Source organism: Streptomyces globosus, assembly GCF_003325375.1.
Lineage (GTDB): Bacteria > Actinomycetota > Actinomycetes > Streptomycetales > Streptomycetaceae > Streptomyces > Streptomyces globosus_A.
Genome location: NZ_CP030863.1, coordinates 86,115 through 110,701, shown reverse-complemented (window position 1 = coordinate 110,701; position 24,587 = coordinate 86,115). Strand labels below are relative to the sequence as shown.

28 protein-coding genes are annotated in these 24,587 nt (G+C 71.0%); 10 read left to right on the top strand and 18 right to left on the bottom strand.

Annotated elements, in window-relative coordinates:
- Window positions 1-85 precede the first annotated feature (85 nt).
- Entirely contained in the window at window positions 86-268 is a 183-nt protein-coding gene (locus tag C0216_RS34150) for a hypothetical protein (RefSeq protein WP_216827148.1), read from the bottom strand.
- A 615-nt stretch (window positions 269-883) separates the two neighbouring features.
- Window positions 884-1,669 carry a hypothetical protein gene (locus C0216_RS31200; protein WP_114059144.1) on the bottom strand — a complete coding sequence of 262 codons (786 nt, stop codon included), beginning with the start codon at window positions 1,667-1,669 and terminating at the stop codon, window positions 884-886.
- 383 nt (window positions 1,670-2,052) lie between these two features.
- Between C0216_RS31200 and C0216_RS31195 the strand changes: the two genes are divergently transcribed.
- The gene (locus C0216_RS31195; RefSeq protein ID WP_114059122.1) at window positions 2,053-2,673 is read left to right on the top strand and encodes a hypothetical protein; all 621 of its coding nucleotides are present in this window, start codon (window positions 2,053-2,055) and stop codon (window positions 2,671-2,673) included.
- 40 nt (window positions 2,674-2,713) lie between these two features.
- Here C0216_RS31195 and C0216_RS31190 read toward each other — a convergent pair whose 3' ends face one another.
- The 5 genes from C0216_RS31190 to tpg (C0216_RS31170) all read right to left on the bottom strand — a co-directional run bounded on the left by C0216_RS31190 (window position 2,714) and on the right by tpg (C0216_RS31170) (window position 5,413).
- Window positions 2,714-2,971, bottom strand: coding sequence for a hypothetical protein (locus tag C0216_RS31190; RefSeq protein ID WP_114059121.1), 258 nt, complete (start codon window positions 2,969-2,971; stop codon window positions 2,714-2,716).
- Window positions 2,961-3,191 (bottom strand): hypothetical protein, encoded by a 231-nt coding sequence (locus C0216_RS31185; RefSeq protein WP_114059120.1) that lies wholly within the window; start codon window positions 3,189-3,191, stop codon window positions 2,961-2,963. Before C0216_RS31185 ends, C0216_RS31190 begins: the two co-directional genes overlap by 11 nt.
- Window positions 3,192-3,668: 477 nt before the next feature.
- A complete protein-coding gene (locus C0216_RS31180; RefSeq protein ID WP_114059119.1) occupies window positions 3,669-3,947 on the bottom strand; it encodes a hypothetical protein in 279 nt (92 codons plus the stop codon).
- On the bottom strand, window positions 3,944-4,717 hold the full coding sequence (locus C0216_RS34835; RefSeq protein ID WP_246043007.1) for a hypothetical protein: 774 nt from the start codon (window positions 4,715-4,717) through the stop codon (window positions 3,944-3,946). Before C0216_RS34835 ends, C0216_RS31180 begins: the two co-directional genes overlap by 4 nt.
- Before the next feature lie 102 nt (window positions 4,718-4,819).
- Complete coding sequence (tpg, locus tag C0216_RS31170; protein ID WP_114059118.1) at window positions 4,820-5,413, bottom strand: telomere-protecting terminal protein Tpg; 594 nt, start codon at window positions 5,411-5,413, stop codon at window positions 4,820-4,822.
- Between the two features lie 287 nt (window positions 5,414-5,700).
- On the opposite strand from tpg (C0216_RS31170), the gene C0216_RS31165 reads away from it, so the two are divergent.
- Window positions 5,701-6,033: a hypothetical protein gene (locus C0216_RS31165; RefSeq protein WP_114059117.1), complete on the top strand. Its 333-nt coding sequence runs from the start codon at window positions 5,701-5,703 to the stop codon at window positions 6,031-6,033.
- A 231-nt stretch (window positions 6,034-6,264) separates the two neighbouring features.
- Here C0216_RS31165 and C0216_RS31160 read toward each other — a convergent pair whose 3' ends face one another.
- Window positions 6,265-7,173: a hypothetical protein gene (locus C0216_RS31160; RefSeq protein WP_114059116.1), complete on the bottom strand. Its 909-nt coding sequence runs from the start codon at window positions 7,171-7,173 to the stop codon at window positions 6,265-6,267.
- A gap of 266 nt (window positions 7,174-7,439) precedes the next feature.
- Here C0216_RS31160 and C0216_RS31155 point away from each other — a divergent pair, with 266 nt between their 5' ends.
- Window positions 7,440-8,039, top strand: coding sequence for a hypothetical protein (locus C0216_RS31155; protein WP_114059115.1), 600 nt, complete (start codon window positions 7,440-7,442; stop codon window positions 8,037-8,039).
- A gap of 87 nt (window positions 8,040-8,126) precedes the next feature.
- Here the strand turns inward: C0216_RS31155 and tpg (C0216_RS31150) are convergent, their stop codons facing one another.
- Both tpg (C0216_RS31150) and tap read right to left on the bottom strand, forming a co-directional pair.
- Entirely contained in the window at window positions 8,127-8,684 is a 558-nt protein-coding gene (gene tpg / locus C0216_RS31150) for a telomere-protecting terminal protein Tpg (RefSeq protein WP_174250572.1), read from the bottom strand.
- A 3-nt stretch (window positions 8,685-8,687) separates the two neighbouring features.
- Complete coding sequence (tap, locus tag C0216_RS31145; protein WP_114059114.1) at window positions 8,688-10,907, bottom strand: telomere-associated protein Tap; 2,220 nt, start codon at window positions 10,905-10,907, stop codon at window positions 8,688-8,690.
- Between the two features lie 324 nt (window positions 10,908-11,231).
- Here tap and C0216_RS31140 point away from each other — a divergent pair, with 324 nt between their 5' ends.
- Both C0216_RS31140 and C0216_RS31135 read left to right on the top strand, forming a co-directional pair.
- The gene (locus C0216_RS31140; protein ID WP_114059113.1) at window positions 11,232-11,636 is read left to right on the top strand and encodes a DUF4357 domain-containing protein; all 405 of its coding nucleotides are present in this window, start codon (window positions 11,232-11,234) and stop codon (window positions 11,634-11,636) included.
- Window positions 11,637-11,723: 87 nt separating this feature from the next.
- A complete protein-coding gene (locus C0216_RS31135) occupies window positions 11,724-13,550 on the top strand; it encodes a zeta toxin family protein (RefSeq protein WP_246043006.1) in 1,827 nt (608 codons plus the stop codon).
- On the opposite strand, the gene C0216_RS31130 is transcribed toward C0216_RS31135, so the two are convergent.
- Window positions 13,508-13,795, bottom strand: a complete 288-nt coding sequence (locus tag C0216_RS31130) for a hypothetical protein (RefSeq protein WP_114059111.1) — start codon at window positions 13,793-13,795, stop codon at window positions 13,508-13,510. The genes C0216_RS31135 and C0216_RS31130 overlap by 43 nt on opposite strands.
- 160 nt (window positions 13,796-13,955) lie before the next feature.
- Between C0216_RS31130 and C0216_RS31125 the strand changes: the two genes are divergently transcribed.
- Together C0216_RS31125 and C0216_RS31120 are read left to right on the top strand one after the other, a co-directional pair.
- Window positions 13,956-16,631, top strand: coding sequence for an ATP/GTP-binding protein (locus C0216_RS31125; RefSeq protein ID WP_114059110.1), 2,676 nt, complete (start codon window positions 13,956-13,958; stop codon window positions 16,629-16,631).
- 74 nt (window positions 16,632-16,705) lie between these two features.
- A complete protein-coding gene (locus tag C0216_RS31120) occupies window positions 16,706-17,473 on the top strand; it encodes a DUF3800 domain-containing protein (protein WP_114059109.1) in 768 nt (255 codons plus the stop codon).
- Window positions 17,474-17,869: 396 nt separating this feature from the next.
- Here C0216_RS31120 and C0216_RS31115 read toward each other — a convergent pair whose 3' ends face one another.
- The 4 genes from C0216_RS31115 to C0216_RS31100 form a co-directional block, all read right to left on the bottom strand.
- The gene (locus C0216_RS31115; RefSeq protein ID WP_114059108.1) at window positions 17,870-18,109 is read right to left on the bottom strand and encodes a hypothetical protein; all 240 of its coding nucleotides are present in this window, start codon (window positions 18,107-18,109) and stop codon (window positions 17,870-17,872) included.
- Window positions 18,110-18,313: 204 nt separating this feature from the next.
- Window positions 18,314-19,402 carry a hypothetical protein gene (locus C0216_RS31110; protein ID WP_162793356.1) on the bottom strand — a complete coding sequence of 363 codons (1,089 nt, stop codon included), beginning with the start codon at window positions 19,400-19,402 and terminating at the stop codon, window positions 18,314-18,316.
- A 65-nt stretch (window positions 19,403-19,467) separates the two neighbouring features.
- Window positions 19,468-19,695, bottom strand: coding sequence for a hypothetical protein (locus C0216_RS31105; RefSeq protein ID WP_114059106.1), 228 nt, complete (start codon window positions 19,693-19,695; stop codon window positions 19,468-19,470).
- Window positions 19,696-20,332: 637 nt separating this feature from the next.
- Complete coding sequence (locus tag C0216_RS31100; protein ID WP_114059105.1) at window positions 20,333-20,800, bottom strand: hypothetical protein; 468 nt, start codon at window positions 20,798-20,800, stop codon at window positions 20,333-20,335.
- A gap of 296 nt (window positions 20,801-21,096) precedes the next feature.
- Between C0216_RS31100 and C0216_RS31095 the strand changes: the two genes are divergently transcribed.
- The 3 genes from C0216_RS31095 to C0216_RS31085 all read left to right on the top strand — a co-directional run bounded on the left by C0216_RS31095 (window position 21,097) and on the right by C0216_RS31085 (window position 22,913).
- Entirely contained in the window at window positions 21,097-21,648 is a 552-nt protein-coding gene (locus C0216_RS31095; protein WP_114059104.1) for a hypothetical protein, read from the top strand.
- Entirely contained in the window at window positions 21,645-22,664 is a 1,020-nt protein-coding gene (locus C0216_RS34830) for a CopG family transcriptional regulator (protein WP_246043005.1), read from the top strand. The genes C0216_RS31095 and C0216_RS34830 overlap by 4 nt, the downstream gene beginning before the upstream one ends.
- A gap of 69 nt (window positions 22,665-22,733) precedes the next feature.
- Window positions 22,734-22,913 (top strand): hypothetical protein, encoded by a 180-nt coding sequence (locus C0216_RS31085; protein WP_114059103.1) that lies wholly within the window; start codon window positions 22,734-22,736, stop codon window positions 22,911-22,913.
- On the opposite strand, the gene C0216_RS31080 is transcribed toward C0216_RS31085, so the two are convergent.
- The 3 genes from C0216_RS31080 to C0216_RS31075 form a co-directional block, all read right to left on the bottom strand.
- Window positions 22,868-23,254, bottom strand: a complete 387-nt coding sequence (locus C0216_RS31080) for a hypothetical protein (RefSeq protein WP_114059140.1) — start codon at window positions 23,252-23,254, stop codon at window positions 22,868-22,870. The genes C0216_RS31085 and C0216_RS31080 overlap by 46 nt on opposite strands.
- A 5-nt stretch (window positions 23,255-23,259) precedes the next feature.
- Window positions 23,260-23,475: a hypothetical protein gene (locus C0216_RS33700; protein ID WP_162793355.1), complete on the bottom strand. Its 216-nt coding sequence runs from the start codon at window positions 23,473-23,475 to the stop codon at window positions 23,260-23,262.
- A 376-nt stretch (window positions 23,476-23,851) separates the two neighbouring features.
- A complete protein-coding gene (locus tag C0216_RS31075; RefSeq protein ID WP_114059102.1) occupies window positions 23,852-24,580 on the bottom strand; it encodes a hypothetical protein in 729 nt (242 codons plus the stop codon).
- Window positions 24,581-24,587 lie beyond the last annotated feature (7 nt).

Below are 24,587 nucleotides of genomic sequence, written 5' to 3'. Positions count from 1 at the left end.
GACAACGACGTGGAGGAGCAAGCATGCTGATCCAGGCCACCCTCGGGTTCGCGCAGCTGCACCGCCTGGAGCTCTCCAAGGCGTCCTACGACCTGCTCAGCGCGATGATGGAGGTCCAGCGCCCCGGCGGCGAGGTGAACGCCTCACAGGCCGAGCTGCGGGCGCGCGTGGGGCTCAGCAAGAACCGCACGTCGATCGCGATGAGCCAGCTGGTCGAGCGGAACGTCGTCCTGCGCCCGAGGGCCGCTACCGCAGCTACTTCATCCACCCGTACTTCGCCGGGTACGCCACAGTCGAAGAGATGGAGGAGGCGCTGCGCGAGGCCACTGAGGCCATCAAGGCCGGCTCCCTGGCCGCGCCGGAGGTCCCCGCCCCACCCGCCCCGCAACGGCACCTGTCCGCCGTGCCTACGCGTCGCAGCGCTTGACCGGCCGCCCGGCCGGGCGGCCGCCCGGGTGACACGAGATCAGCGGCGCTGTGCCCCTTCGACGGGGCACAGCGCCGCTTCCGTGTACAAGGGGTCCGTCGTGCAGCAGCCGAACGACCGTTTGCTGCACGGCGCGTGCTGCCCCGGGCAGCACGGCCTGCTGCACGAGCAGCAGCCTTGTCCCGCCTGGGCCCAGGCAAATGCTGCGCGACGTCTGCTGCACCCCGTGCTGCTCCGTGGAGCACCGCCAGCACCTGGAGCAGCACGGTGTCGAGGACGAGCAGCAGGCCCGGGATTCCTCGAGCAGCAGCGGCAGACGACCGTGTGCAGCACGACCAGGAGCAGCGTCACGCCGCTGCCTCAGGCCCTCGTCTCACACCTCCCAGCCTCACAGCTCAGACCGTCCACCTGGGGAAACGGGGTGTGAGGCTCGCAGCAGCAGCCGGGAAGCGGCGCTCACAGGACGGTGCCGTGCAAGGCGCGGCGGTCGCCGGACATCGCGTAGCGGCGGGCGGCGAGGCCGTGGTCGAGGGGCTCGCCGATCTGGTCGCACAGCAGCGCCAGGACGTCGGCGGCCGCGGTGTCGGAGAGGTAGGGCGGCGCGACTTCGAGCATGAGCTCCCCGATCGCGTGGCTGTTGGCGGCGAGGTCGTCGACGACGGCGCGCAGCGCGACGACGGCCGGGTCCGCCAGCGGATCGGCGGGCGGTGGTGGCGGGGCGGTGCGGACGTCCCGGACGGCCTGGCGGACCACGGCGCGCACCGTGGCGGTGTCGAGGGCCTGGAGGCCGCTGTGGGCGAGCTTGGCGAGTCGGCGGGTGATCAGCTCAGCGACGACGTCCGCGCGGCTGGAGACGGCGATCAGGGCGCGCTGGGACAGGCCGTAGTCGAGCGCGGCCGCGGTCGACGGGCCGGTGTCTCGCGTGCGAGACGTCTCGGTGCCGGCAGTGACGGCGCCGTGGATCGCGGCGAGGGCACGGGCGACGTCGAGGAGCCGGTACGCGTGCGCGCGGCCGATGTGGAACTCCGCCCGGCAGTACGACTCCCAGCTGCTGTGCCCGAGCGGCACCCAGACGCGAGCGGCGTGCGCGTCGCGGACCCGGGCGGCGAGGACCGCCACGGAGCGCCGGACGTCGTCCATCGCCTCGTGCAGCCCGGCCGTCATCTCCCGGGCGCGGGCCTCGGTGAGCGGCGGCCGCGCCGGTTCGACACCGTGCTCCTGGTCCTCGTCGCGCTCACCCACGACTCCATCGTCCTCCGGGCCGGCGGGCGGGTCCAGGGCGTGCGGAAGCATGGGCGCGAGCTCCGCCTCAGAGGCTCACAGCCTCACAGTTCACCCCGTCTACCTGGGGAAACGCCCTGCGAGCCTCATAGATCTCACGGCTCGACACCGGGTTCGGGGAGGGCCTGGCACGCTGATCCGCGACTGCGGGCGCGGACCCCGCCGCGCGACGCGAGGAAGCCAGATGTCGGGGATCGAGCGGGAGCCGGGCACGCCTCGCTACCTGAGCACCAGCCAGGCGGCGTCCAGGGCCGACACCGAATGTCATCACTCTCCGGCGGTATCCGGAGCATCCTCCGGATACTCGCCTGGTGCCGGGGAGCACAGGGATTTACGTTCCAGAGATGGACCTATGGACTCTGATTCTCGCTGGTCTGGCAGCCCTTGCCTCCCTCGCCGTGGCCCGCTGGGAGTGGTTCGATCGCCCGCAGCACGGCTGGAACGTGCACGTGTCCAGGGATCTGGGGGCGGACGAAACGCTCCCCACGGGCAAGAAGACCTACCGACGCAAGCAGGCAACGTTCTCCGTGTACGCGGTAGGCACAGCGGTCGTCCACACCGTGCGGGTGACGGCTCCTGGGGCAATGCACGTCGGGAAGCCTGAGAAGGACGAGGACGCACGGGAGGCTGCGGAGCGCCGCAGCCTGTACCGACCGACGATGAGCGTCGGGTCAAAGCCGATCGAGTTCATCGTCTTCTTCCCCAAGACCGGGAAGGTCTACATGGAGATCACCTGGATCAGGCTGCGCCCGTACCGGATGTTCGGGGAACGCATCGACGCCCGGGCGCTGGCCAATGACGAGTTCCCGGCCTGGGAGCGGTGGCAGTGGAGTTGGCGAAGCCTTCGTCCGCGATGCCGCGCCGGAGGGCAGCGGTGGATGATCTGGCCCGTTCGAACTCAGGGCCGATGGGTGCCGGCTGAAGAGCACCCGCGCATCAAGATCCCGGAGACGAAGCTGCCTTAGCCGCCCGCCCCCACAGCTTGGTCCGCGCAGGGCCGCCCGGTCAGGCTTCGACGTACGCCACGATCGTGATGGTTCTCAGGGCGGTGACGAAGTAGATGACGCGGACTCCGTCGACCTCGTCCGAGTAGTCGCGCAGCAGGGTGCCGGGCACCTCGGTGCCGAGCTCCGGGTTGACGCTGATGGCGACGATCGCGCGGTCCAGGCGGTGCGTCTCGCTCGCGGTGAGCTTCGCCAGCTGGGTGAGCGCGGGCTCGACCATGATGACGCGCGAGCGGCGCGCGCCGTGGTCAGGCGACACGCGGCTGCTCGTCAGCGAGACGGGCGAGGTGGGCGTCGCGGGCGGTCTCCCACGGCACGCCGGACTCCGGCGAGGGGTAGCCGTTGGCGGCGATGTCCTCCAGGACCGAGGCGAGGACGTCCGTCTTGGCGCGCTCCGCGGCCGCGTACGCGCGGACCGAGTCGGCGGCGTGCTCGTCGAGGGGCTGGCGGGCGGGCGCGGGGGCCGGCTGCTGGCTCATCCGGGGCTCCTGGGCTTCTCTCTGGCGTGTGTCACCACGGTATCGCCGGGGCGGTTCACCGGGCCCCGATCCGTCCAATCCGGTCCGGCTGCCCGGTGCTCCTTGTCGGCGGCACCGGGAACCGCGACTACGTTCCGTACTGCTCGCCGGGTCGCGGGAGTTCAACTCTTATGTGTCACGCTCCGCCCGCGAATCCCGCCTGGAGGGGGCCTACGGACTCCAGAAAGCGGACATATAGGGACGCATTCGAGGCGGTGTGACACTTTTCCGAGGGAGCGTGACAGCTGGTGTCACGCTTACCCTCTGTCAGCGTGACACGCCCCGGGGCGTGGTCTGCCGAAGGGGTGCAACGCACGGTGCAACACGGCCGTTCGCCTTGGAGATGTGCGCGTTGCCGCAGGTCAGACCAGCAACATGGGCTGTCGGCGCCCGGCGTGTTGCAGCCCGTGTTGCAGGGCGCGTTGCACCTCCGGCGGGTCAGCCCGAACTCGGGAGCGGCGGCCAGACATGCGGGCCGGTGCACTGCCCGCAGGCGGCGCAGCCGGCGCACTCCATGCAGAACTGGCGCGGCCACTGCCCGGGGCAGTCGCAGATCGGGTTGTAGTCGGGGTCGTCGTCGCCGGGGTAGAGCGTCTCGCCGAAGGGCGGCTCCGTCCAGGAGATGACCGAGCCGTCGGCGAGCAGGTCCTCGTAGTGGTGGCCGATCTCGCTGTGCTCGCTCCAGGTGGCCACCACCACCTCGTCCGCCGCGCTCACGCCGTGCCGCCCTTCACTGCGGCCGCGTTGTCGAGCCACGCGGCGAGCGCGGTCGTGGCGCGCGGGTCGGCCTGGGCGAGGCGCCCGACGAACTCGAGGTCGCCGTCGACCGGGGCGCCGGTGCGGGCGAGGGCTGTGAGCAGCGCGGCGCGGGCTCGCACTGCTGGGGGCAACAGGGTGGCGGCGGCCATGCGGGCGTCCGCGCCGGCGTAGTGGCCGTGGTGGGCGGCGAGGGCATGGGCGAGCCAGTCGTCGACCGCCCCGGTGTAGTAGTCGTCGCGGTCGGCCAGGAGCTCGCGGGCGGCTTCGTCCCCGGCCCGGCTCGCCACGGTCCGATCGAGTCGGCCGGCCCCGGCGAGGGCCGCCATTTCGTCGGCTCGGTCGGCCACCTGCTGCCGTGCCTGGCGGTGCTGCCGAGCGGCTTCTTCGCGGCGCCGGTCTTCGGCGAGCTCCTCCTGGACGACCGCGTCGGCGTCCGGGTCGTAGGGGCCGCCGGTCGTGGCGAGCAGCTGCACGATGCGCCGCCACTCGGTGAGCTCGGCTTCGCGACGGCCGCCGTCGTCGGCCGCCGCTTCGTCGCGGCGGTCGAGGTGCGCGTGGAGTTCGGCCTCCCCGAGTGCCTCCACTGCCTCGCTGGGCGTCATGCCCCGCGCGCGGCGCCGCACCGAGGACCGGCCGACCTTCGCATAGTCGATCGGTGTGCGCGGGGCGCCGGCGCGGCCGCGGGCCTCGGGGACACGGCGCCGCCGCCACCCGTCGGACGTGTTCATCAGGACTCGCTTTCAGCTCGGATACGGAAATGAGGGCCCGGCCGGTAATGCGCTTCGGCAGGCCGGTCACACAGGTCTACCGCAAGCTCGAATTACGCGCTGCTAAAACTTGATGTTCAACCACTCCACGTCCGCGAATTTCACCTCCAGGCCCGCGCGGCCGCCACCGCCTTGACGGAAATAGGCGTCCGCGATGGCCTCCGCGACCGCGTCATGCAGATCTCTCTCCGTCGCACCTTCCTCCTGCGCGGCGATGATGGCGGCCGCGTGGGAGGGGCTGACGGCGACCTGGATGTCCCGGACCCGGCCCGCGTCCGAGGTGCCTTCCGGGCCGAGGCCGAAGTACGCCCGGCACGAGATGACCATCCCGCCCGAAGACGCGGCGCGCTGCCTCGCACGTGCCCTGACCTGCGGTTGCCACTCCGCTTCGGTCTCCTGCGCCAGCGCCTGGTGGAGGCGCTTGTTCGGCTTGGTGGACTCGCCCGAGAGGTAGCGCTGCACGGTCTTGCGGGAGACGCCCAGGCGCTCCGCCAGACTCTTGGTGGAGCCCTTCTCCCGCGTGCGAAGGAATTTCATCTGGGCTCGCGGCGATTTCGGCGCGGGCCGGGTGAAAAGGGCGCGCTCCGCGCGGGCGAGGCCCTCCATGAGCTTGGAGCGCGTCCGAGCCTCCTGCTGTGCCTTCTCCTCATCAGTCATACGAACACCCCATCGGAGTGGGGCTGTGGACAGAGGACGGCGCTGATGGGCACTCGTGCGAGGCCGGGCCCGTCCCCGGCGGACCGGCCCTGGCGTCCCCGGCCGCCTGCCGCGGCCGGGGAGATCAGCCCTGAGGTTCTGTCTCTTTGGTCAACGTCGGGCGTCAGGCCGGCGCCCATTAGGTCAAACGGGTGGACATTTCGGCGAAGCGACCCCTGTGAACCGGAGCCTTGTGATCTTCTTGCCGCCGATCCCCGATTGGGGAACCGTGCGAACAGAGGACTCTTATGGCTCTCGGGAAGTTGGTCAAAAAGACCTGCTCGGTCACCGCGCCCGTGGCGGCCGCGGCCATGCTGGTTGTCGGCTTGTCCACCAACGCCCAGGCCGCCACCGGCACTCTGACCTGGCAGGGAGACTATGGAACTCAGTGGACGTGGAGAAACCCGCCGAGTGGCACGTGCAGCAACTTCGGTGGCAACACGGTCGCTTTCAAGCCCCACAACAACACAGGGGAAACGCTCACCGTGTACACCGAGTTCGGATGCTCCGGCTCCAGGACTGTGATCGGCCCTGGGTTCGCCACCTACAACTGGACCGCGTACTACAGCTTCCGATACTAGGCATCGTCTCGTCGGTGACGTCTGAAGCCAGACGTCACCGGACACCCCGACAACGCCGGACAACACGCTGAACAGCCCGGACAGTGTCCGGACACCACAACGGCCCCCGCGGTGCGGGGGCCGTTCGTCGCCTCGGGGCGCCTAACTGGCCGGCCTGGGCCAGGTGCTCCGCCCGGTGGTCGCCGACCTCTCGCGCGTACCCCGGCCTGTAGACGATCAAGGAGACAGGACCTAGCCGCCGGTGCCGCGCCAGGCTTCGGACTCCTCGTCCTCGCTCAACTCGTAGCCCTCGGGGTACGCGGCGTCCGCGCGCTCCCGGGCGGCCTGAGCGGTGGCGCGGACCTCGCGCTTCAACCGGGTGAGTAGGGCGAGCGCCGGTTCATGGGTGATCGGGTCGACGATGTCGCGGGTTCGGGCCGTGTCCCAGTCGGCGACCTGCAACGCGGTCTCCACCAGCAGCTGCGCCTCGTCGACGGCGACGCCCACGGTGTCGTCACCGTCGGCGGCCGCCGCGATCAGGCGGTTGCGGATCACCCGGGCGTTCTCCCAACCGCGCCAGACGCCGTCCTGCTGGTCTGCGACGGTGCCGCGGCCAACCCCCTGGGACAGCGGCGGAAAGGCGAGCACCAGCTCGGCGGCGGCGCGCCAGTCCATGGCTCGCGCCTGCACCAGGGCCCCGGCGACGATGCGGGTCCGCAGGCGCTCCACCCCATACTGCGGCCATTGTGCGTCGCGCTCCTGGCTGATGCAGTCCGGGCACAGCGGCGGCCCATACCGGGCCGGCGGCGTCCACGAGCGGCTGGTGCGCAGCAGTTCCGTGCCGCAATCGGCGCACAGGATCCCCGACGGCGCCGGGCCGATCGCGGCAAGCATGTCGTGGAGGTTGAGGCCGGCGGCCTCTGCGAGGGGGCGTCCGTGGATACCGGGCTGCTGCCAGTACAGGTGCCTGAGCACGCCGATCAGCTCGGGGGCGTGGACGGCATCCACCTCGGCATGCAGTCGCTCGACCTGGTCCAGCACGGCCTGGCGGGTGTGGTCGCGCCACTGCTCGGCTTCCGCGAGGGCGGCTTCGGCGCCGGTGAAGTCACGGACCGACCGCTCGATGTCGCCCAGGATCTCGTGCAGGCTCTCCTCGCTCATGCCCGAGAGCTTATGCACCAGGGCAACCGCCTCTCCCGCGGGCCCGTGACGGCGCGTGGGCCGTCGGCGTTGGACACGTCGACGCGTGAACTCCGTCCCCCACGGATACGCGTGTGAGGCCCCGCACCAGCGCAGTAGCGCAGGGCGGGGCCTTACGGCGTCCCGGCCGCCGCTGCTGCTCCTGATCGGCAACGGGAGGGTGCGGGTTGTGCGTCAGGTGCGCAACGGCCCGGACGCCGGGGCCGGCGCGAGGCCAGCCTGTGGGGATGGACAAGTTGATCGAGTTGGCCAGCACGCTCGTCTCGGGGGCGTTCATCGCCGTCCTGGCGGCATGGCTGACCAACCGCTCCCGCAACCGCCAGGAGCAACAGGCCGAGATCGGCGCCCTGCGGGTGCAGGCGGATGCGATGACGGTGGCGGTGACGGAACTGCAGAGCGCGGCCACCACCAACCGACTGCTGTGGGAGGGGCCGGCCGAGCGAGGCCGGACGTTCCTGCTGGCCGTGCTCGCCTTCGCCGGCGGTGCCGCCCGCGCCCGGATCGCCGGCGGCACCGACGCGCAGAGCGGGCTCGTGGGCTTCGGGCGCGCGGCCGAGCTGCTGAGCCGGGAGCGGGTGGCGACCAAGCAGACCGTGGCCGCCGTGCGCGAGCCGCTCACCCGGGCCGCCACCGCCGCCGCCCCGCTCATGCGCTCCTCCGACCCGGCCGTCGTCACCGCCACCGAGCAGCTGCTGAACGCCCTGTCGGACGTGGAGAACACCGCGCGCCTGGAGGCCGCGCTGGAGGCGTTCGGCCGGGCCGTCAACGCCGTCACCGCGCCGCGCCTGTCCTGGTGGGCACGCCGCCGTGCCGCGCGTACGGCCTGACCGTGGCGGGCTTTCCGTAGGATGCGAAACGCCGCGCACCCCGGCAGCTCCAATGCCGGGGTGCGCGGCGTTTCTGCAGGGGCCGGCCTACAGGTCGATGTCGAGCCGCTCCACGTCGGTGAACTCCACGTCCAGGCCGTGGGCCCTGCTGTTGTTGGCGCGGAAGTACATCCTGGCCAGGCCGTCGGCGGCGATCTGCCGGAGCTGGTCCTCGCCGGCGCCCTGCTCCCGTGCGGTGAACAGCTGGTCGGCGTACTCGGGCGGCAGGGCCTGGGTGATGTCCCGGATCCGGGCGTCGTCGGTCGTGCCCCCGGCGGCTTCGAAGCCGAAGCGGGCGCGGGTGGAGACGACCAGCCCGGTCGTGGTCGCCGCCTTCTGCCTCGCCTTCGCGCGGACCTGTGGCTGCCACCTCTTCTTCACCTCGGCCTCCAGGCGGGCGCGCAGGTCCTGGCGGGGCCGCTTGATCTTGCCCGTCACATACCGCTCGACGGTGCGCTGGGAGATCCCGAGGGCCTGAGCGACGGCGTTGGTGCCCTTGAGCTGCTTGACGAGGTACTTCATCTGGGCCTGGGCGCTCTTGGGAGCGGGGCGGGTGAACGCCTTCTCCAGTGCGCGGTCCAGGCTGTCCCCGAGCGAGTCCACCACGGTCTACTCCCCTTCTCCGGCCGTCGGGTCGGCGGTCTTGATCAGGTTGGAGATGTTGAAGACGCCGCCGCGCTCCTCGAACTGCTGCTCCGCCCACAGGACGGTCTGGGTGCCCTGGTGCTTGACCATGCCGGGCGAGACGCCGAGCCGGAAGCCGCCGGGCACCGGCTTGCCCTCAGGCGTGGTCGGCAGGACGTCCAGCGGGGACGGGCCGGGCGAGGGGTAGACGATCGCGTCGGTGCCGATGGAGGTCGGGTACAGGTCGGCGGCGGCCGCCGTCTTCATCAACTTGCGGTGCAGGCCGGTGCGCTGGCTGGCGAGCACGGCGGCCCGGATGTCCGGGCGCCAGTTCACCCGCTCCAGCGCCGGGTAGGGCTCGTAGTACGGCACCTGACCCCGCGAACGCTGTCGCAGCTTGCCGATCGCGCCCTTGGCCGTGGCCTTGATCGCGGTCTCCAGCAGCGCCATCGTCGGGTCCGTCTGCTTGCGCCGCGCCATCGCCTCGAGGAACTCCTCGCCCTGGAGGTCGGTGGTGACGCCCATGTCGGCCATCGTCTCCACGTACGCGTCGCGCAGCCGCTTGTACCAGGAGTCCAGGTAGCGGCCGCTCTGGGTGCGCACGTACGCCTCGATCGGCGCGACGTCGAAGCCGAGCTCCACCGCGTAGGCGACGGTCGGCGTGGAGTACCAGGCCGGGCCGGTCGGGCGCTCGCCGGTCGGAGTGAACGGCGAGGGGAGCCGGTCGCCGTCGACGGTGCGGCCGTTGATGCGAACGCGGGAGAGGTCGACGTGGGACAGGTCGACCAGCCAGGAGCCGGGCAGTGACGCGTCGAACTTCGGGTTGCCGGTCAGGTGGGTCGGCCCATTCAGCCCGACCGTGAGCCCGTTCGCGGCCGCGGCAAAGCTCATGTTGATGTCGACGACGACCAGGTACGGGTTGGCGCACTCCTCGTCGGTCAGCGGCCGGCACCAGTCGTAGGGCTCCTCCATCAGCATCTCGGCCGGGGTGCGCAGGTGGTGCCGGGCGAACTTGTCCTTGAGGATCGGGTGCTCGTCGGGGACCTCGCACTCCACCACGGGGTACACCTGAGTGAGGGCGTCGTCGTTGAAGGCCCGCTTGAACTCGCCGGTCGCCGGGTCCTTCTCCGCACGGGTCGGCGGGCGCAACGCAGTCATCAGCTCCAGGCCGGTCGTCGCGGTGGAGCCGCGCGGCGTCATCACCCGGGCCGCGTACAGGCCGAGGTAGCGGGCGAGGTCGGCCGGGTGCATCGTCAGCAGCAGCTCCGGGCGGTCCTTCTTGCCCCACTCCCGGGTGTTCAGCGCGTCCCACGGCAGGACGCACAGCTGGACGCAGCGCCGCCGGGAGCCCTCGGGGTCGCGGTAGAGCCGGGCCCACGGGCCGAAGCCGCGCTGGGTCATCTGGAGCCCGGCGCGCTCGATCTGCTTGACCACCTTGTGCCCGGACGCCAGCCGGCCCGCGCGGCGCTCCTCCTCCGACAGGGCGGCGGGCAGACCGAAGCGCTCCAGCGCGGAGGCGGTCAGCACGAGGATCGGGTCGGCGTCGCGGCCGTTGCGGTGCAGACGGGCCTGCCCGAGCTTCGCCTCCGCCAGCGTCCAGTCGACCAGGGCCGGGATCGTCTTGGCGGGCACGTCCAGGACCAGGCCGCCGACGCAGTACGCGGAGACCTGCCCGTCGGTGTCGACGTCGATGACGGCGAGCGGACCGTTCTCGAAGCGCGGGTCGACGGCGGCTGCGGACGCCGTGGTCTTCTTCGCCACCGCCTTCTTCGCACCCGGGCGCCGTGACGACGCGGCGGGCTTCACGGCGGGCGCCGGTCGCACGGAAGCAGCCGGGGCCGGGGGCGCCGGCGCTTCGGCCGCCGGGGCGGGAACGGGCGCAGGGGCGGGGCCGGTGAACGCCTCCGGCACGATCGGCGCCGGGGCCGGGACGGGCGCGTCGGCGGCCGGGGCGGGGAAGCGGGCGGCGAGGCCCTCCAGGAGCCGGGCGTACGCGGCGCGCTTCGGCGGCCGCGGCTCGGTCTTCCCGGTCTCCCAGTTCCCCACCGCCTCCCGGCGGGCGTCCAGCGCCTTCGCGATCTGCGCCTGGCTCAGGCCCGCCGCCTCCCGCAGACGCTTGCGCTCCGCCGGGGCCGGCAGGTCGTCCTGTGCGACTTGCTCCAGCAGCGCATCCACGGCGCTGAACAGCTCGTTCTCAGTGGACACAGAGGTCACCTCCAATGGACAGCATACCCGATCGCGCATTGATTCGCGCACTTAATCGCGCATGAATCGCGCATCAGTGGGATTGCAACACGCGGGCCGGTAAGTCGCGCAACGGGCGTTCGTGCAGGTCGGGCCGCAACACAGGCGCGTTGCAGCCCGGCGTTGCGCCGCGTGTTGCGCCAGAGCTCCAGCGGCTACCTACTCCTTCTCGGAGTTCTGCTGAACTGCTGAGCACTAGAGTTGACCTGAGTTGCTTATGCCGCTTAAAATCGAAGCGGAAGTCAGCGAAACAGGCCCTGGGGCCACCCGACGGCAGGAGAACGCATGGCCACGCTCAGCATCCACTTCGACCCCGCCGTGATCGCCCGGCTCACGAGCGCGAGCGGCGATGACACGATCCACGTCACCCTGTCCCTCGGCGGCGGATCCGATGGCGCAACGGCCGCGCCCGTCATCCCGCACGGGCCGCTCGCCGCTTTGATGCAGGCCGGCCTGCTCAAGCCGGACACCGTCCTCACCTTCCACCAGCGTCGCGCCAACCGGTCGGGCCGCGCCGTCGTAACCGCCGACGGCCAGCTCATCGTCGACGGCCACCCCTCCCCCTTCCCCTCCCCGTCGAAGGCGGCGGAAGCTGTCACAGGCAACGTCATCAACGGCTGGACCCTGTGGCACATCGAGGGCGACGGCCGAACGCTGGACGAGCTGCGCCGGGAACTGGACGCCCAGTAGCGGCGCTGCGGCCGTTCTGGTCCGCCGCGGCGGACCAGAACGGGCACGGAGGAGACAGCAGAGCTCGAACGCGGCCGGGAGACGTTGGTGGAGAAGTACGGCGGGTTGCTCGCCGAGGTGATCGTGCCGCAGCTGACCGCGGGCGCGGTGGCGCAGGAGCACCCGGTGGTGGTGTTCGTGGCCGGGCAGGCGGGCAGCGGCAAGACGCTGGTGATGGACCTCGTGCACGCTGCCCTCGAACAGCGGGGCGGCGCGGTGCGGGTGGACCGGGACACCTACAAGGCCCTGCACCCGCACTACAACACCTTCCTGTCGGAGGACGTGCGGACGGCCGGGGTGCGGGTGCGGCCGGAGACCTACCGCTGGCAGGCCGAGGTCGAAGCCCACGCCCGCGGCCGCCGGTTCGATGTGGTGGCGGAGGAGGCCCTGGCCGACCCGGCCGGGTGGCTGGCCACGCTCGCCGTCTACCGCGCGGCCGGCTACCGGGTGGAGGTGGTGGCCCTGGCCGTGCCGGAGGCCGTGTCCCAGCTCGGTGTGCTGGACCGGTACCTGCGCCTGGCCGAGGAGGGCCGGGCCCGGTATGTGGGGTGGGACAACCACGACGCCTGCGCGGCCGCGCTGCCCACGGCCCTGGCAGAGGTCGAGGCCGGACATTTGGCCGACCGGGTCGTCGTCGTCCGGCGTGCCGGCGAGGTCCTGTACGCCAACGAGCGCGAGCCCGATGGCAGCTGGCGGCAGCCGGCCGGTGCGCGCGAGGCGCTGCTGGGTGAGCGGTTACGTCCGTGGAGTGCGGCGGAGACCGGCGCCTTCCGCCGCCAGCTCGCCGATGCCGACCGGCGGGCGCACGATCCGCGGCTGCCCGAGGACTGGGCCCTGGCAGTGCGGCGCGACGGCGAGCGCGCGGCCGCGCTGGCCGAACCGCTGCGACGTGGTGCGCAGGCCCGCCGGGAGGCGCCGGGCGTCGACTACCACCGGCTCTCCGCCGAGGAACACCGCTGGATCTTCGACACGCTGATCGCCCCGTCCCTCCTTCAGGACATCACGCCGCAGGAGCGGCCGGTCGCGGTGTATGTACTGGGGCAGCCCGGCTCCGGGAAAACGACCGCGGCCCGGGTGCTGCGCCGGGCCCTGCGTGGTCGGCCCACACACATCAGCGGCGACTTCTTCAAGGCGTCGCACCCGGACTACTACGACTTGCTGCGCGAGGAGCCGCGCACGGCCGGCGAACGCATCCGGGCGGACTACCGGGCCTGGCAGGCGATGGCCGAGGCGGCCGTACGGGAGCGGCGCGGGGATGTGACGATCGAGATCGCTCCGGGTAGCGCGGCCGGCTTCGTGGAGGGCGCGATGGCCTACCGGCGGGCGGGCTACCGGGTGGAGCTGGTGGTGCTGGCCGTACGGGCGGCGGACTCCCGGCAGGGCACCGCAGTGCGCTGCGCCGACGTGAACAGGCTGGGCGGCCACGGCCGCTTCACCACCGCGGCCGGGCACGACCACCACTTCGCCGTCCTCGCCGACGCGGTCGCCGCGGCCGAGCAGCAGGCGGTGGCCGACTCCGTCATGGTGTGGAGGCGCGACGGCACCGTCCTCTACCGCAACGACCTCACGCCTCAGGGCTCCTGGGCGCGGCCGGCGGGGGCCGTGAAGGCGCTGCTCGACGAGCAGAGGCGCCCCTACACCTCCCAGGAGGCGGCACGTTTCTGGGCCCTCCAGCGCCGCCTGCGCGCCGAGCTGCCGCACTACCGCCACGACATCGAGCAGATCGCGCGCCTGGCGCGGGCGCTGATGCCCGCCCATCTCCAGCCGCGTCGTCTTTCCGGTCCCACGGCCGTGGCTGCCCTCCCTCTGCCGCGGGCTCGCAACGACGACGGCTACAAGCCGGTGGCCTCGAGCTCCTTCAGCCGGGCCGCGTAGGACGCGGTAATACGGGCGATCTCCTCTGCGTCGGCTTCCTCCAGCCGCGCCCGGTCGCGCAGGCACTCCTGCCGCCGGGCGAGCAGGTCCTCCAGGCGCTCCGGATCGGAGTGGGAGGCGCGGCGCTCGGCCAGGAGTGCGCGGGTGTACCAGGCCATCACCTCCTCCACCACGTCCGCGGGGGCCTGCGGGCTGACCGCATCGGCCGGCTCGCAGGAGCTTGAGGAGGATGCCGGATCGTGCACGGGAACCAACCTTCACAGGGATGACGACAAAAGGATCATTGTCGGCCGTGGCCGATATCCAGTCCACCACCAGCGTGCACCGGACGTGCCGACCGGAGTGTCCTCGAAGGGCCGCCGAGCGGCATAAGTTGGGGCCTGGACGATCACCTGTGGGGGGACCATGGCCGACAACCTGCGTGCGCTGTTCAGCTCCAACGACCCGTCGGCGTTCGACGTCGCGGAGGCGTTCACCGACCGCAACCACCAGTGGGCCGTGGTGGCCGCCGCGCTGGAGGAGCACCTGCGCCGCGTCGCCGGCGGGTCCATCGACGTGGAGGACCTCGAAGCGCCCCGCACCAACGTGATCGTCTTCCACGGAGTCGGCGGGATCGGGAAGTCGACCCTGCTGCGCAAGATCGAGGCCGCGCTCACCGCCGCCGAGCACCGCCCCGAGCAGTGGGGCGCGCCCACCTGGACGGACCGGGTCCTGCCCATCCGGATCGACCTGTCGCGGGCCGCGTCGACCGGCTCGGACTTCGAGCGGGTCATCCTGACGATCCGCCTCGCGCTCGCCGGGGCCTTGCACCGCACGGTGCCGTCCTTCGACGTGGCTCTGCGGCACTACTGGGAACACGTGCACCCCGGTGAGCCGCTGGACGAGTACGTCCGGCGTTCCGGGCTGGCGGGCCGCTTCGCCAACCTGCTGCCCGGCCAGCTGCAGGCCGGAGTCGGTGAGGTCGCCGCCGCCCTGGCGCTGCCCGGCCTGGTCGGCTCTGCGGCCGGCCAGCTCACCACCGCGCTCGTGTCGGCGCTGCGCGAACGCCAGGAACGTGCCCGGGCCCTGGCCGGCGCGACCCGGACGGCGGCCCTGCTGGAAGCCACCCCGGACTTGGAGGCGCTGTCGTACTACCCGCACCTGCTGGCCTGGGATTTGGACCAGCTGCCCGCGAAGAAGCGGCTCACCCCGGTGGTCTTGCTGGACACCTTCGAGGACACTGCGGATCGCCACCGGGATTTCGAGCGGCTGCTGCAACGCCTGGTCTGGCTCCTGCCCAATGCCTTCTTCGTCATCGGCGGCCGCAGCCGCCTGCAGTGGGCCGACCCCGCGCTCCACGGCCAGCTCGACTGGACCGGCCCCACCGCCTGGCCCGGCCTGGCCGCTGCTCCCTCTTCCCTGACGGTCCCGCAGCCCCGGGCAGCCAGCTCCGGCGCCCGGCAGTTCCTGATCGGCGACCTCTCCCCCGAGGACTGCGAGGCCCACCTCGCCCGCCGCCTGGTCCAGGACGGCCAGCCCCTCATCGCCGCCGACATCCGCGCGGCGATCACCGCCCGCTCCCACGGCCTGCCGCTCCACCTCGACCTCGCCGTCTCCCGTTTCCTGGAGATCCGCCGCACCGGCCGCACCCCCACCGCGGCCGACTTCGACTGCACCTTCCCCGCCCTCCTCGCCCGCACCCTCTCCGACCTCACGCCCGAAGAACGCCACCTGCTGCGCTCCGTCAGCCTCCTGGACGCCTTCGACCTCGAGCTGGCCACCCGAACCGCCGGCCTCACCCAGCAGGCCCTGGCCCGCCGCTTGGTCGAGCGGCCCCTGGTCACCGAGAACCCGTACGCGCTGTGGCCCTACCACCTGCACCGCGCGATCCGCAGCGCCGTACGCGACGACGAACACAGCGACGACCGCTGGACACCCGCCGACTGGCACCAGGCCGCCACCCGCGCCCTGGCCGCCCTCGGCGACCAGTGGACGAAGGCCGCCGCCCTCGCCCCGAGCCGCATGCTGCTGGTCGCGTGCCTTCGCCAGGGCCTGCGCCTGGCCCGCGACCACGGCCTGACTGGCCTGGGCTGGCTCATCGAGGCCGCCTTCGTCTACACCGACGACTCCGTCTGGGAACCCCTCGCCCTGGCCGCCGACACCGAGGCTCCGGACACTCCGGCCGATGCCGTGGCCGAGCTCCTCACCGCGATCGCCCGCCGCCAGCGCGAGCACCGCCAGCGCACCGCTGACCGCCTCACCGCCGTTCTCGACACCGGCCTGCTGCCCGCCGAGCTGACCGAGATGGCCCTGTACTACCGGGCCAAGGCCCACAAGGACCTCAGCCAGAACGACGCCGCCCGCACCGGCATGCAGCAGGTCGCCGACGCCGATGGCCGCCTCGCCGTCAAGGCCCGCCGCGCGCTGGCCAACCTGGCCCGCCTCGCCGGCGACTTCCCCACCGCCCTGGCCGCCGTCCCCACCCTGGGCTGGAAGGGCCGCCACCACCGCGTCCTCGGCGACATCCACTGGTCCCAGGCCGACACCGCGTCCGCCGTCGCCGCCTTCGAAGCCGGCCGTGCCGAGGCAGAACAGCACGGGGCCGCCGGCGAGCGCGCCATGATGCAGGTCCGTCTCGCCCTCGCCGTCTCCTTCGCCGACCCCGCCCGGGCCGCCGACGAGCTCGCGCTCGCCCACCAGCTCCTCGACGGGCTCGACCAGCGTTCCAACACCCTTCTCGCCCAGGTCGTCGCCCTGATCAAGGACGCCGGAACCAGCGACGTCACCACCCGCGCCGAGAGCCTGCGGACCGACATCGAGGCCGCGGGGCTCCCCTTCCTCCACCGGTTCGTTGAGCTCGCCCTCGCCTTCCACCACGCCGCCCGCGACGAGGACCCAGACCTGGCCGCCACCATCGACCGGCTCCGCACGCTCACCGCCACCGGCGACTTCGCCTACTTCACCGACATCGCCCACTTCATGGCTGGCCTCCCCCTCCCCGAGCTCTCGACCACCCGCTGGACCCGCAGCGAGGACGACGTCCGCTCCGCCTGGCGCGGCCTGGTCCAGGCCCGGCAGGAACACCTGCTCGCCGGAAACTGACCCACCCCGTGGGGCACCGAGGCGGTTGGGGTCTACGTTCCTCCGGATGGGCGAATGGCCATATATTTCGGCAGGTGTACTTCTGCTACGTCGATGACTCTGGTGCCGATAAGGGCCGCACGCTGACCGGCTTGCTGGTGCCCGAGGAAGGGTGGAGCGATCTCCTCCACCACTGGCTCAGCGGGCGGAGGAAGCTGGAGCAGACGTGGGGGGTTCTGAAGAACACCGAGCTGCATGCCGTTCACCTGGTCAAGGGGCGTGGACGGCCTTGTGCCACAGATGAGCAGAATGATGCGTTCGGTCGGCCTGCACGGATCGCCGCCCATGACCTCATGCTCCGCCACCTGGCCAAATGCCAGAGCGTCAGGGTTCTCACCGTCGCCGGCCCCACGGCAAAGGTAGCCACGGTCTACCAATCGTTCGTGGACCACCTCGAGCAGTGGGCCGCCCAAGAGGGAACCCGGGTCATGATCATGTTCGATGGGCAATCCGGGCCGGACGAAGTCGAGAATATGAGCCAGGAGGAAGCAGCCGAAGCCTGGAAGCAGGCCATTCGCGGGGCCAAGCCATACCGTGACACCCACCGGAGCCTGCCCCTCGCATCCCGCCGGGTGCTGGAAGACCCGATCATGCAGGACAGCCGCTACAGCCAGTTCATCCAGGCGGCCGACATGGTCGGATATGCCGCCTTCCATCACCTCATGCTGCAGCGTCCCGAGGTCTGGCCGAAGATGCAGGCGATGGGCCCCATGTCAAAGGCGTACAAGCGCCTGGCCCAGCACTGGCTTCCTGGACACGGAACGGACGGCATCGTGTGGGTCGAAGACGAAGCCTGGGCCTGAAACGCAGAAACCCCCGGGAGAACCGGGGGCCCACGAGAGCAAGATCCCCTGGGTGTCCTCACTCGGACACATGGGACCTTGCAAATAGAAGAATGCCAGAGCCAGGCAGACTAGGCAACACAAAGGCAGGAAAAAATGCTCTCACATGCTGCAAAGCCGCAGCTCAGCAGCTGAACGCGCCGATCCGTCACCTCTAGCGGTGTTGCCTCACGAAGCCCACAGGGCCGCTCACTTCTGCATTCTCGCCTGCACCGTTCACACCCTGTGATGGGCCCCTCTCATGACGGGACCAACGCAGCACAGCGGCGTGAGCCGCGTCGCCCTGTCGGCGGCGCTTTCCTCGGTCCTGCGCTCGGACCCGGTTGGTTGCCGCCTGCACCACCTCAGGGGCCGCACTCAGCTGGCGTCGGGGCGCTGCCCCACGAGCTGGGTGAGCAGTTCGGTGATCTGGGCCTGGTTCCGGTCGATCTTCTTGTCGAGCGCCTCGACCTTCTGGTTGAGGTTGCCGATATGGGGACGCACCGCGGTGAGGTTGGACTTGAGGATCCCGAACTCGCGGTCGTGCTTCTCCGCGACTTCCTCAAAGCGCCGGGTCAGGGCAGCGAGCTCGCTGTGAGCGATGGGGTCCTCGGGCACGCGATACTCCTGCAAGATCACAAAAACGCAGATGAGAAGACTCGATAGCGTGCCACAGCATCGCGCCTCGTCCTCGTTGTACGGTGCCGCTGCCGCCCGCCCTCCGCTTCGGCGGACATCACAGACCGAAGCCGACGCCCAGCACAGCAGGACCGGCGCCCGGTAGCCGGTCACTGGCTGAGGCGCCGGTCGCGTGCTCGGGAACTACGAGGCTGTCGGCGTGGTGCGCTGGACGTGTAGGGGCGATGGCGGCAGTGAAAGCCGGAGTCCTGCCACTCCCCGGATGTTGAGTTCGCCGGCCTCTGCCCGGCGCAGCAGTTCGCCCGCGTTCTTCAGCGCCATGGTGACCCGGGTGCGCAGGCGGGGGTGGAACGGCATGGCGAGCGGGACCAGGGCGTCGATGGCGGCCGGGTTGGGGACTGAGCTGTTGCGCAACTCGCCGACGACCCGGTTGAGGGCGAAGGCGAGCTTGGGCGGCAGCTGGACCTGGGAGCGCTGCAGCGAGGACAGCAGGAGCGCCAGCATGTCCTCGTACGCGGTTCGCAGGGAGTTGATGCTGTCGCGCGACACGATGTCGGCGGCGAACAGGCCGCGGCCGCGCTCGAGGCGTTCGAGGATGGCCTTGAGCATCTTCAGGTCAAGGTCGCCGGCGTAGCGCAGGGGCCGGTCCACCCGGGCCAGCAGCTTGCCTCCTTCGACTCCTTCACTACGGGAGAAGCTGCTCAGGAGGTGGAACCACGCCTCCTGGCTTTGCAGTGAGTAGACGCCGCAGCCGATGAGGATCTGGTAGAGGATCTTCGCCTTCAGCGGGCGGGCGCCGCGCAGGACGGCCCCGTACGTCACGTGAGAGTAGCCGGGCGCCTGTTTGGCGAGGGTGCGGTGGCTGAGGCCGTTGAAGTCCAGCAGTGTCTTCAGGAGCTCGCGCAGTTCGCCCTCGTCGGCGGCGTGCGGCGGGGTGAGGTTGCCGGTGCGCTCCCAGCGGCTCAGGGCCTCGCGGCACAGGTCGCCGGTGACTCCGGCGGCGGCCAGACGCAGGCTCTCCCAGCGTGCACTCCAGCTCTCGGGGTCGCCGCCGCAGGCAAGGACGTAGCCGTTGACGGTCGCCCAGGTGGGCAGCTTCTTGCCCGTGTGGGCGTTCGACAGCGTCGCGGTCGACAGACCGCTGTGTTCGGCCATCAGCGCCAGCGGGGGGTTGCCGGCCTGCTTGCGCAGCGCCTGGAGGTCGCGCGCGAAGGCCACCAGGGGGTCGTTGGTGCGGGGCAGTTGCTTCATGGGGCGGGCCACAGCGTCCATCTCCTTCCCGAGCCCGGAACTAGACCGGGGCCCGTCGGTGAGACGGGCCCCGGCAGGGCATCGGGTCAGAGCAGACGCTGACGCAGTTCGGCGGCCAGCAGGCCGCCGGCCCCCAGGATGGCGAGGGCCTCCTCCAGCTTCATCCCGCGGGCGAGCAGGACGACCAGCGCGGCCAGGAGGATGACCAGCAGGAGTAAGGAGGCAAGCGGCGAGGGCTTGGTGGCGCTCGCCGGGGTGTGCGTGCACAGCCCGTTCTGCTCGGCAGGAACGGGCTCAGGAAGCAGCAGAGACAAGGAAGTTGACTCCCAACAGGAGGCGGGTGGTCGGCTAACGGTCCGGAACTTGGGCTCAAGTGCCTTGCAGGGCACTTGACTTCACGCCGGTGGTTGCAGCCACAGGCGCCAGCGAAGCCCACGTTACCCACGCTTACGCGCGAGAATGCCGATTCAGTTCCCGTTGGAGGCAGGCTGTAAATAAAGCGCTGACCTGTTATTTAGCGGCCGGAACGGAATTGTTCAAAGGATGGCTCGCCGCCGGATTTAATAACCCGCGAATCTGCCGGATCGGTGCAGGTCAGACGGGGTGGAGGTTGGACAGGGGCAAGTGTCTGCCTACACCTCTTGGCCGAGGTCAATTATCCCCCCATTCTTGAACTCGTTCCCACGTGCGCGTGGGCGCTCGGGTCCGCGGACGCGAGCGCGCGCGTACAAGAGAGGCGCAGGTCCACGGTCCGGACACGCACCGCAGAACGCAGGAGGCCCCGTTGCAGCGGGGCACCTCCGCAAGGTGGCACGGCCGACAGGTCAGCCACTGATCTTCCTCCCGGCCCCGACGATGACGACTCTCGCGGCCCGGAGGGCGCACGGCAAGAGGCAGGGCCCGGCAGATCTCCCGCCGGGCCCTGCCGTCCGTAAGCGTTCGGCAGCGGGTTCACGCGCCCGGGTCGATGTCCAGCGAGATCACGTTCCCTCTGCTGAGGAAGAACGACAGCCGGCGGTCTTGACCGTGGCACTGGGCGAAGGCGGCAACGGCTGTGTTGTCGTACGGCGCTTTCGCCTCCAGGGCCGCGATGTCCTTCAACCATTGCTCGCGCAGCCACTCGCTCTCAGCCTGGGGGAGGTCTCCCTGGACAGGAGCTCCCTGGGACATCACGCAGTACGGTGCGCGCGTGCGTCGCCCCGGCTGGATGAGGTCCACCACCACGATCAAACGGCTGCCCGGCTCCAGCGGCCACGCCTGTTGATCCTTGAGCCACTGGTCGAACTCACCACGGCCGGCCACCCGGATACGCAGTCGCTCACCGGGATTGCGCTTGTACCAGCGCTGATCCTCCACCGTCGCCCGTTCCGCCGCGGCGATGGCCCGAGCCACGGGCCTGGTCGGGGTGAAGTGGGTCATCCGTCCTCCCCACGCAGGTGCACGCTTCCGCGACGTCTTGCTCGCCACCACGAATCCCTTCGGCAAATTGATGGGGGTGATGCTGGTTCAACGACTTCGTCCGGAGCGCGGTGATGCTCCGACCGGGGCGCAACCGACGCGGTCCCGCCCCGCGAGGGCGCAGTCTCCCGGGACGATCGTCGAGCGCTTCAATCCGGCCACTCCCGACGAAGTCGCGGCGCTGGACGGGTGACAGCCGGTACGGTCGACCGGTTTCGCTGCTGGCAGGCAGGCGGGAGTGCCGAGGAGGGGGACGGGTGGCCGAGCTTCACGAGGAGATAGCCCAGGAGGTCACGGAGCTGCAGGCCGAGATCACTGCCGCTCTCCAGGTTCTCGACAGCTTGGACGAGGACGATCCGCAGTACGCGGCCGCCTTCGCGCGCCTGGTGCAGTCAGGTAACGCGTTGCTCGAGTACGAGGCGCAGGTGCCAGCCCGGTTGGAGCAGCCGCACCTCGAGGTGAGCACCAAGTCGTTCACGGTGGCGTTGTGGGCCCACGCGGCGTGCGCGGTGCTGCTGTGCGTGGCCGCTGGGCTCGGTTGGATCAGTGGCGGGTGGAGCCTCCTGGCGGTGGTGCAGCTGATCGGGACCTCCGCGTTCTACACGGCCGGGCAGAAGCCTCTGCCGGGCAAGCACCGGCAGCTGCGGCATGCCGCGGCCGCGTTGGGCGTCGCCAGCGTGGCGGTGCCGCTGCTCGCCTTCGGGGTGCTGCCGTGGTGGGTGTGGCTGCTGCCGTTGCTGTGCTGGGCCGGCGCCTACGGCCTGGCCAGTGAAGCGAGCGGGGACGGCGCGAGGAAGGCGAAGGCGTGAGCGGGTACGACTCCCTGGACCTGGGCGAGGAGCAGCGCCGCCGTATCGACGCGCTCAAGCGCAGCCAGGACACCTTCCAGCGCAACACCGACTACGCCATCTCGAACCTCACGTCGAAGCTGTCCGACGTCGAGGAGACGGTGGAGCGCCTGGAGGATGCTGAGCGCAGCACCACGCGGCGCTTGGAGACCCTGGAGTCAGAGCTGCAGGAAGCCAAGGAGACGGCCGAAGCCCGCTCTGACGAGCTGGAGGAGTCGATCTCCGAGACAGAGACGGGGCTGGAGAGGCTGACCACACGGGTGAGTGCGCTGGAGCGGCACCTGCGGCAGGCCGAGGGTGCCGTCGTCGTCGACCTGGATGTCGACCGCGGAGGAAAGCTCAGAGGGCTCGGCCTCGCCGTCGACGAGGGGCTCGCCGCCGAGGAAGCCCTCCTCGCCGCGCACCAGCGCAACACCCGTCAGCTACGGATCAACCACTACCAGCAGGCGCGGCAGGCACTGGCCGGGCACCGCTCTACCGTCCGTGAGGCCGCGGCCGTGCTGGCCTCCACCCCAGTCGGGGACCCGCGCCGCAAGAAGGCCGAGCAGGCGTTCACCAAGGCCGCCGCCGAGGCCCAGAAGGGCCAGGAACGGATCGGGCGACTGGCCGAGAGAGCCCAGGGCGCACAGACGGAGCTGGCCGCGGACAACGCCCGCCGTGCAGGGTCAGCCGCTGTCATCGAGGCCGGCCAGCGTGCCCACACCCAGCTGCGGGTACGCCTGCGCAGCCGGCTGTCCGAGGCGCTCACCGGCACGGACCTGCTGCCCATGTGGTTCACGACGGCGCTCGGACCCATGGCACCCCCACGCCGCGCGGAGGAGTGGCTGGAGACCGCCTTGGACGTCTTGGCCTATCGGGTGACCTACCAGGTCACCGATCCCGTCCTCGCTCTCGGCAGCGCACCTGACACGAGCCAAGCCCCCCGTCGAGCCGCACGATTCAACGAGCTGAAACGGGACCTGCGCGACTGGGGATGACATGGGCACCCTTCCTCTACCGCGAAGGCGCCTCGGAGGCGAGCCCGCCGAGGTGGAGGCGACAAGGCGGTGAACGAACAGGCGCTGTCGCCCGGGGCGCGCGAGGTGATCGAGGGCGTCGTCGACGCGGTGCGCGCCGGAGACGATGTCCGGATCGACCGGCTGCTGGAGCAGCTGGTCCGCATCGGCAGCCCCGACGTGCTCTACGAGCTGCGCAGGCAGCTCGCCAACGGCTCGGAGTCGCCGTAGAGGGCGGCGTGCAGGGCTGCGGCCAGTTCACGGGCCCGACTCTCGTCGTCGACGTCATGGAGCACGAAGTAGACCGGGCCGGCGGAGGAGTCGGGGCGGACCTGCCGGGTGCGGATCAGGTGGATGACGGCCTCGCGGACCGCGTCGTACACGCCGGCATCGATGGTGTGCCCCAGCGCGGTGAGCGCGTCGGCCTTGACCGCCCAGCGCGGTCCCTGGCTCTCGATGGCGACGAACACGGCCCGCTGCTGTTGGGCCTGCCGATATGCGGCGTTGAAGGCGTCCTGGCCGGTGGCGTCCGGGATCAGGTCGGCGGGGCACGGCGTCGGCAGCGGCTGCATGCGGATCATCGTCGCAGGAGCCGGTCGATCCCGGGATCTGGGCGGGGCGTTCCCGCGTAGCTGGGTCCGGGCGGGCCGTGCGATTGGGTGGAGAGCACCCGCGTCCCGATCCCGGCGTAGGAGAGGCTGGCGGCCGCGTACGCCGCCACGCTGGTGACCACGGCGGGTGGGGCCAGCTCCGGCGCGGTCGGGACGAGGCCCTGGAGCGGCTGCCATTCCACCGCACCGGGACCAAGTAGCCGGCTAGGACCCGCCCGGCGCGGCGCGGCGCGCGAACACCTTCCCAGTCCAACGCATCCCGACCCTTCGCCACCAGCACCGCTTGGTGACTTTCCCCTGCCTCACCAGGGCCGCGGCCAGCGCACCGCCAGCAACAGAAGGACGCGGCGCCATTATGATCACGCTGGCCCACATCGGTATCGAGAGGCTGGCAGGTGCCTGCACGGGGGTCAGGCCATCCGCCCGTCCCCCTTGGCTCGGCGCCGTCCTCGCGCCGTCCCCGCCGGGCTCTGAGCCAAGAAGGAGGGGGCTGTTTCCCGCGGGAAACAGCCCCCTCCTTCTTGGCTCAGAGCTTGCTCAGGTGGGGTCCGGCCGGGATCAGTGGGTGACGAGTTCCTCGATCTGCTTCGCCAGCTCTGCGGTGGGGGTGAGGATGCGGCCAAGTTCCTCGTGCCGGTCCATGCCGAGCTGTTCCACTGTGTCCTTGACGGCTTCGTCGGAGATGGAGACGTCGTCGGGAGCGGTGCGGGTTTCGTAGCGCATGGTGATGCCCGCAGCGGGGGCAGTTGGGTCGGTCTGCTCGTGGGTCACGGGCCGGTAGTGCGTGATCGCCCCGTCGTCGGCCTGCTCGAGCTGGCCGATCTGGCTGGCCCAGTGGCTGGCGTCGCGCATCTCGCCGCGGCGCAGGTGCAGCAGGTAGAGGCACAGGGCGCCGGTGGGGTTGCCGGCACCGGCGGCGAACTGCCACCAGAACTGGGCGCCGTCCTCGACGCGGGCGAGGTCTAGGAGGCAGGCGAAGGCCAGGGCCCCTCCGGGGTCGCGTGCGTCCTGGAAGCGGGCGATGTGGTCGGCTGCCTCGGTGTCGGTGATGACGTTTTGCGACAGGGCCCACAGCTGGTGGGCAGCCTGCTCGTGCAGGGCAGCGGGTCGGCTCGCCGGGGCGGCGGGAGTTGCCGGCGCGCCGGTCAGGAGGTGGCTCCAGCGGGCTTCGGTGAGGTGGCTGATCAGCCGCTCGCGTGCGGCGTCGAGGTGGGCGGGGGTGTAGTCGCCCTGGAAGACACGGGCGCGTGCCAGCAGCTCGTCGACGGTGCGGTGCGTGTGGGGCACGGACTCA

Bases quoted from the DNA above. Each gene is read 5' to 3' on its own strand.
- C0216_RS31195 (WP_114059122.1), top strand. From the start codon at position 2,053: ATGGACCTATGGACTCTGATTCTCGCTGGTCTGGCAGCCCTTGCCTCC.
- C0216_RS31185 (WP_114059120.1), bottom strand. From the start codon at position 3,191: ATGAGCCAGCAGCCGGCCCCCGCGCCCGCCCGCCAGCCCCTCGACGAG.
- C0216_RS34835 (WP_246043007.1), bottom strand. From the start codon at position 4,717: ATGAACACGTCCGACGGGTGGCGGCGGCGCCGTGTCCCCGAGGCCCGC.
- tpg (WP_114059118.1), bottom strand. From the start codon at position 5,413: ATGACTGATGAGGAGAAGGCACAGCAGGAGGCTCGGACGCGCTCCAAG.
- C0216_RS31165 (WP_114059117.1), top strand. From the start codon at position 5,701: ATGGCTCTCGGGAAGTTGGTCAAAAAGACCTGCTCGGTCACCGCGCCC.
- C0216_RS31160 (WP_114059116.1), bottom strand. From the start codon at position 7,173: ATGAGCGAGGAGAGCCTGCACGAGATCCTGGGCGACATCGAGCGGTCG.
- C0216_RS31155 (WP_114059115.1), top strand. From the start codon at position 7,440: ATGGACAAGTTGATCGAGTTGGCCAGCACGCTCGTCTCGGGGGCGTTC.
- C0216_RS31140 (WP_114059113.1), top strand. From the start codon at position 11,232: ATGGCCACGCTCAGCATCCACTTCGACCCCGCCGTGATCGCCCGGCTC.
- C0216_RS31125 (WP_114059110.1), top strand. From the start codon at position 13,956: ATGGCCGACAACCTGCGTGCGCTGTTCAGCTCCAACGACCCGTCGGCG.
- C0216_RS31110 (WP_162793356.1), bottom strand. From the start codon at position 19,402: ATGGACGCTGTGGCCCGCCCCATGAAGCAACTGCCCCGCACCAACGAC.
- C0216_RS31100 (WP_114059105.1), bottom strand. From the start codon at position 20,800: ATGACCCACTTCACCCCGACCAGGCCCGTGGCTCGGGCCATCGCCGCG.
- C0216_RS31080 (WP_114059140.1), bottom strand. From the start codon at position 23,254: ATGCAGCCGCTGCCGACGCCGTGCCCCGCCGACCTGATCCCGGACGCC.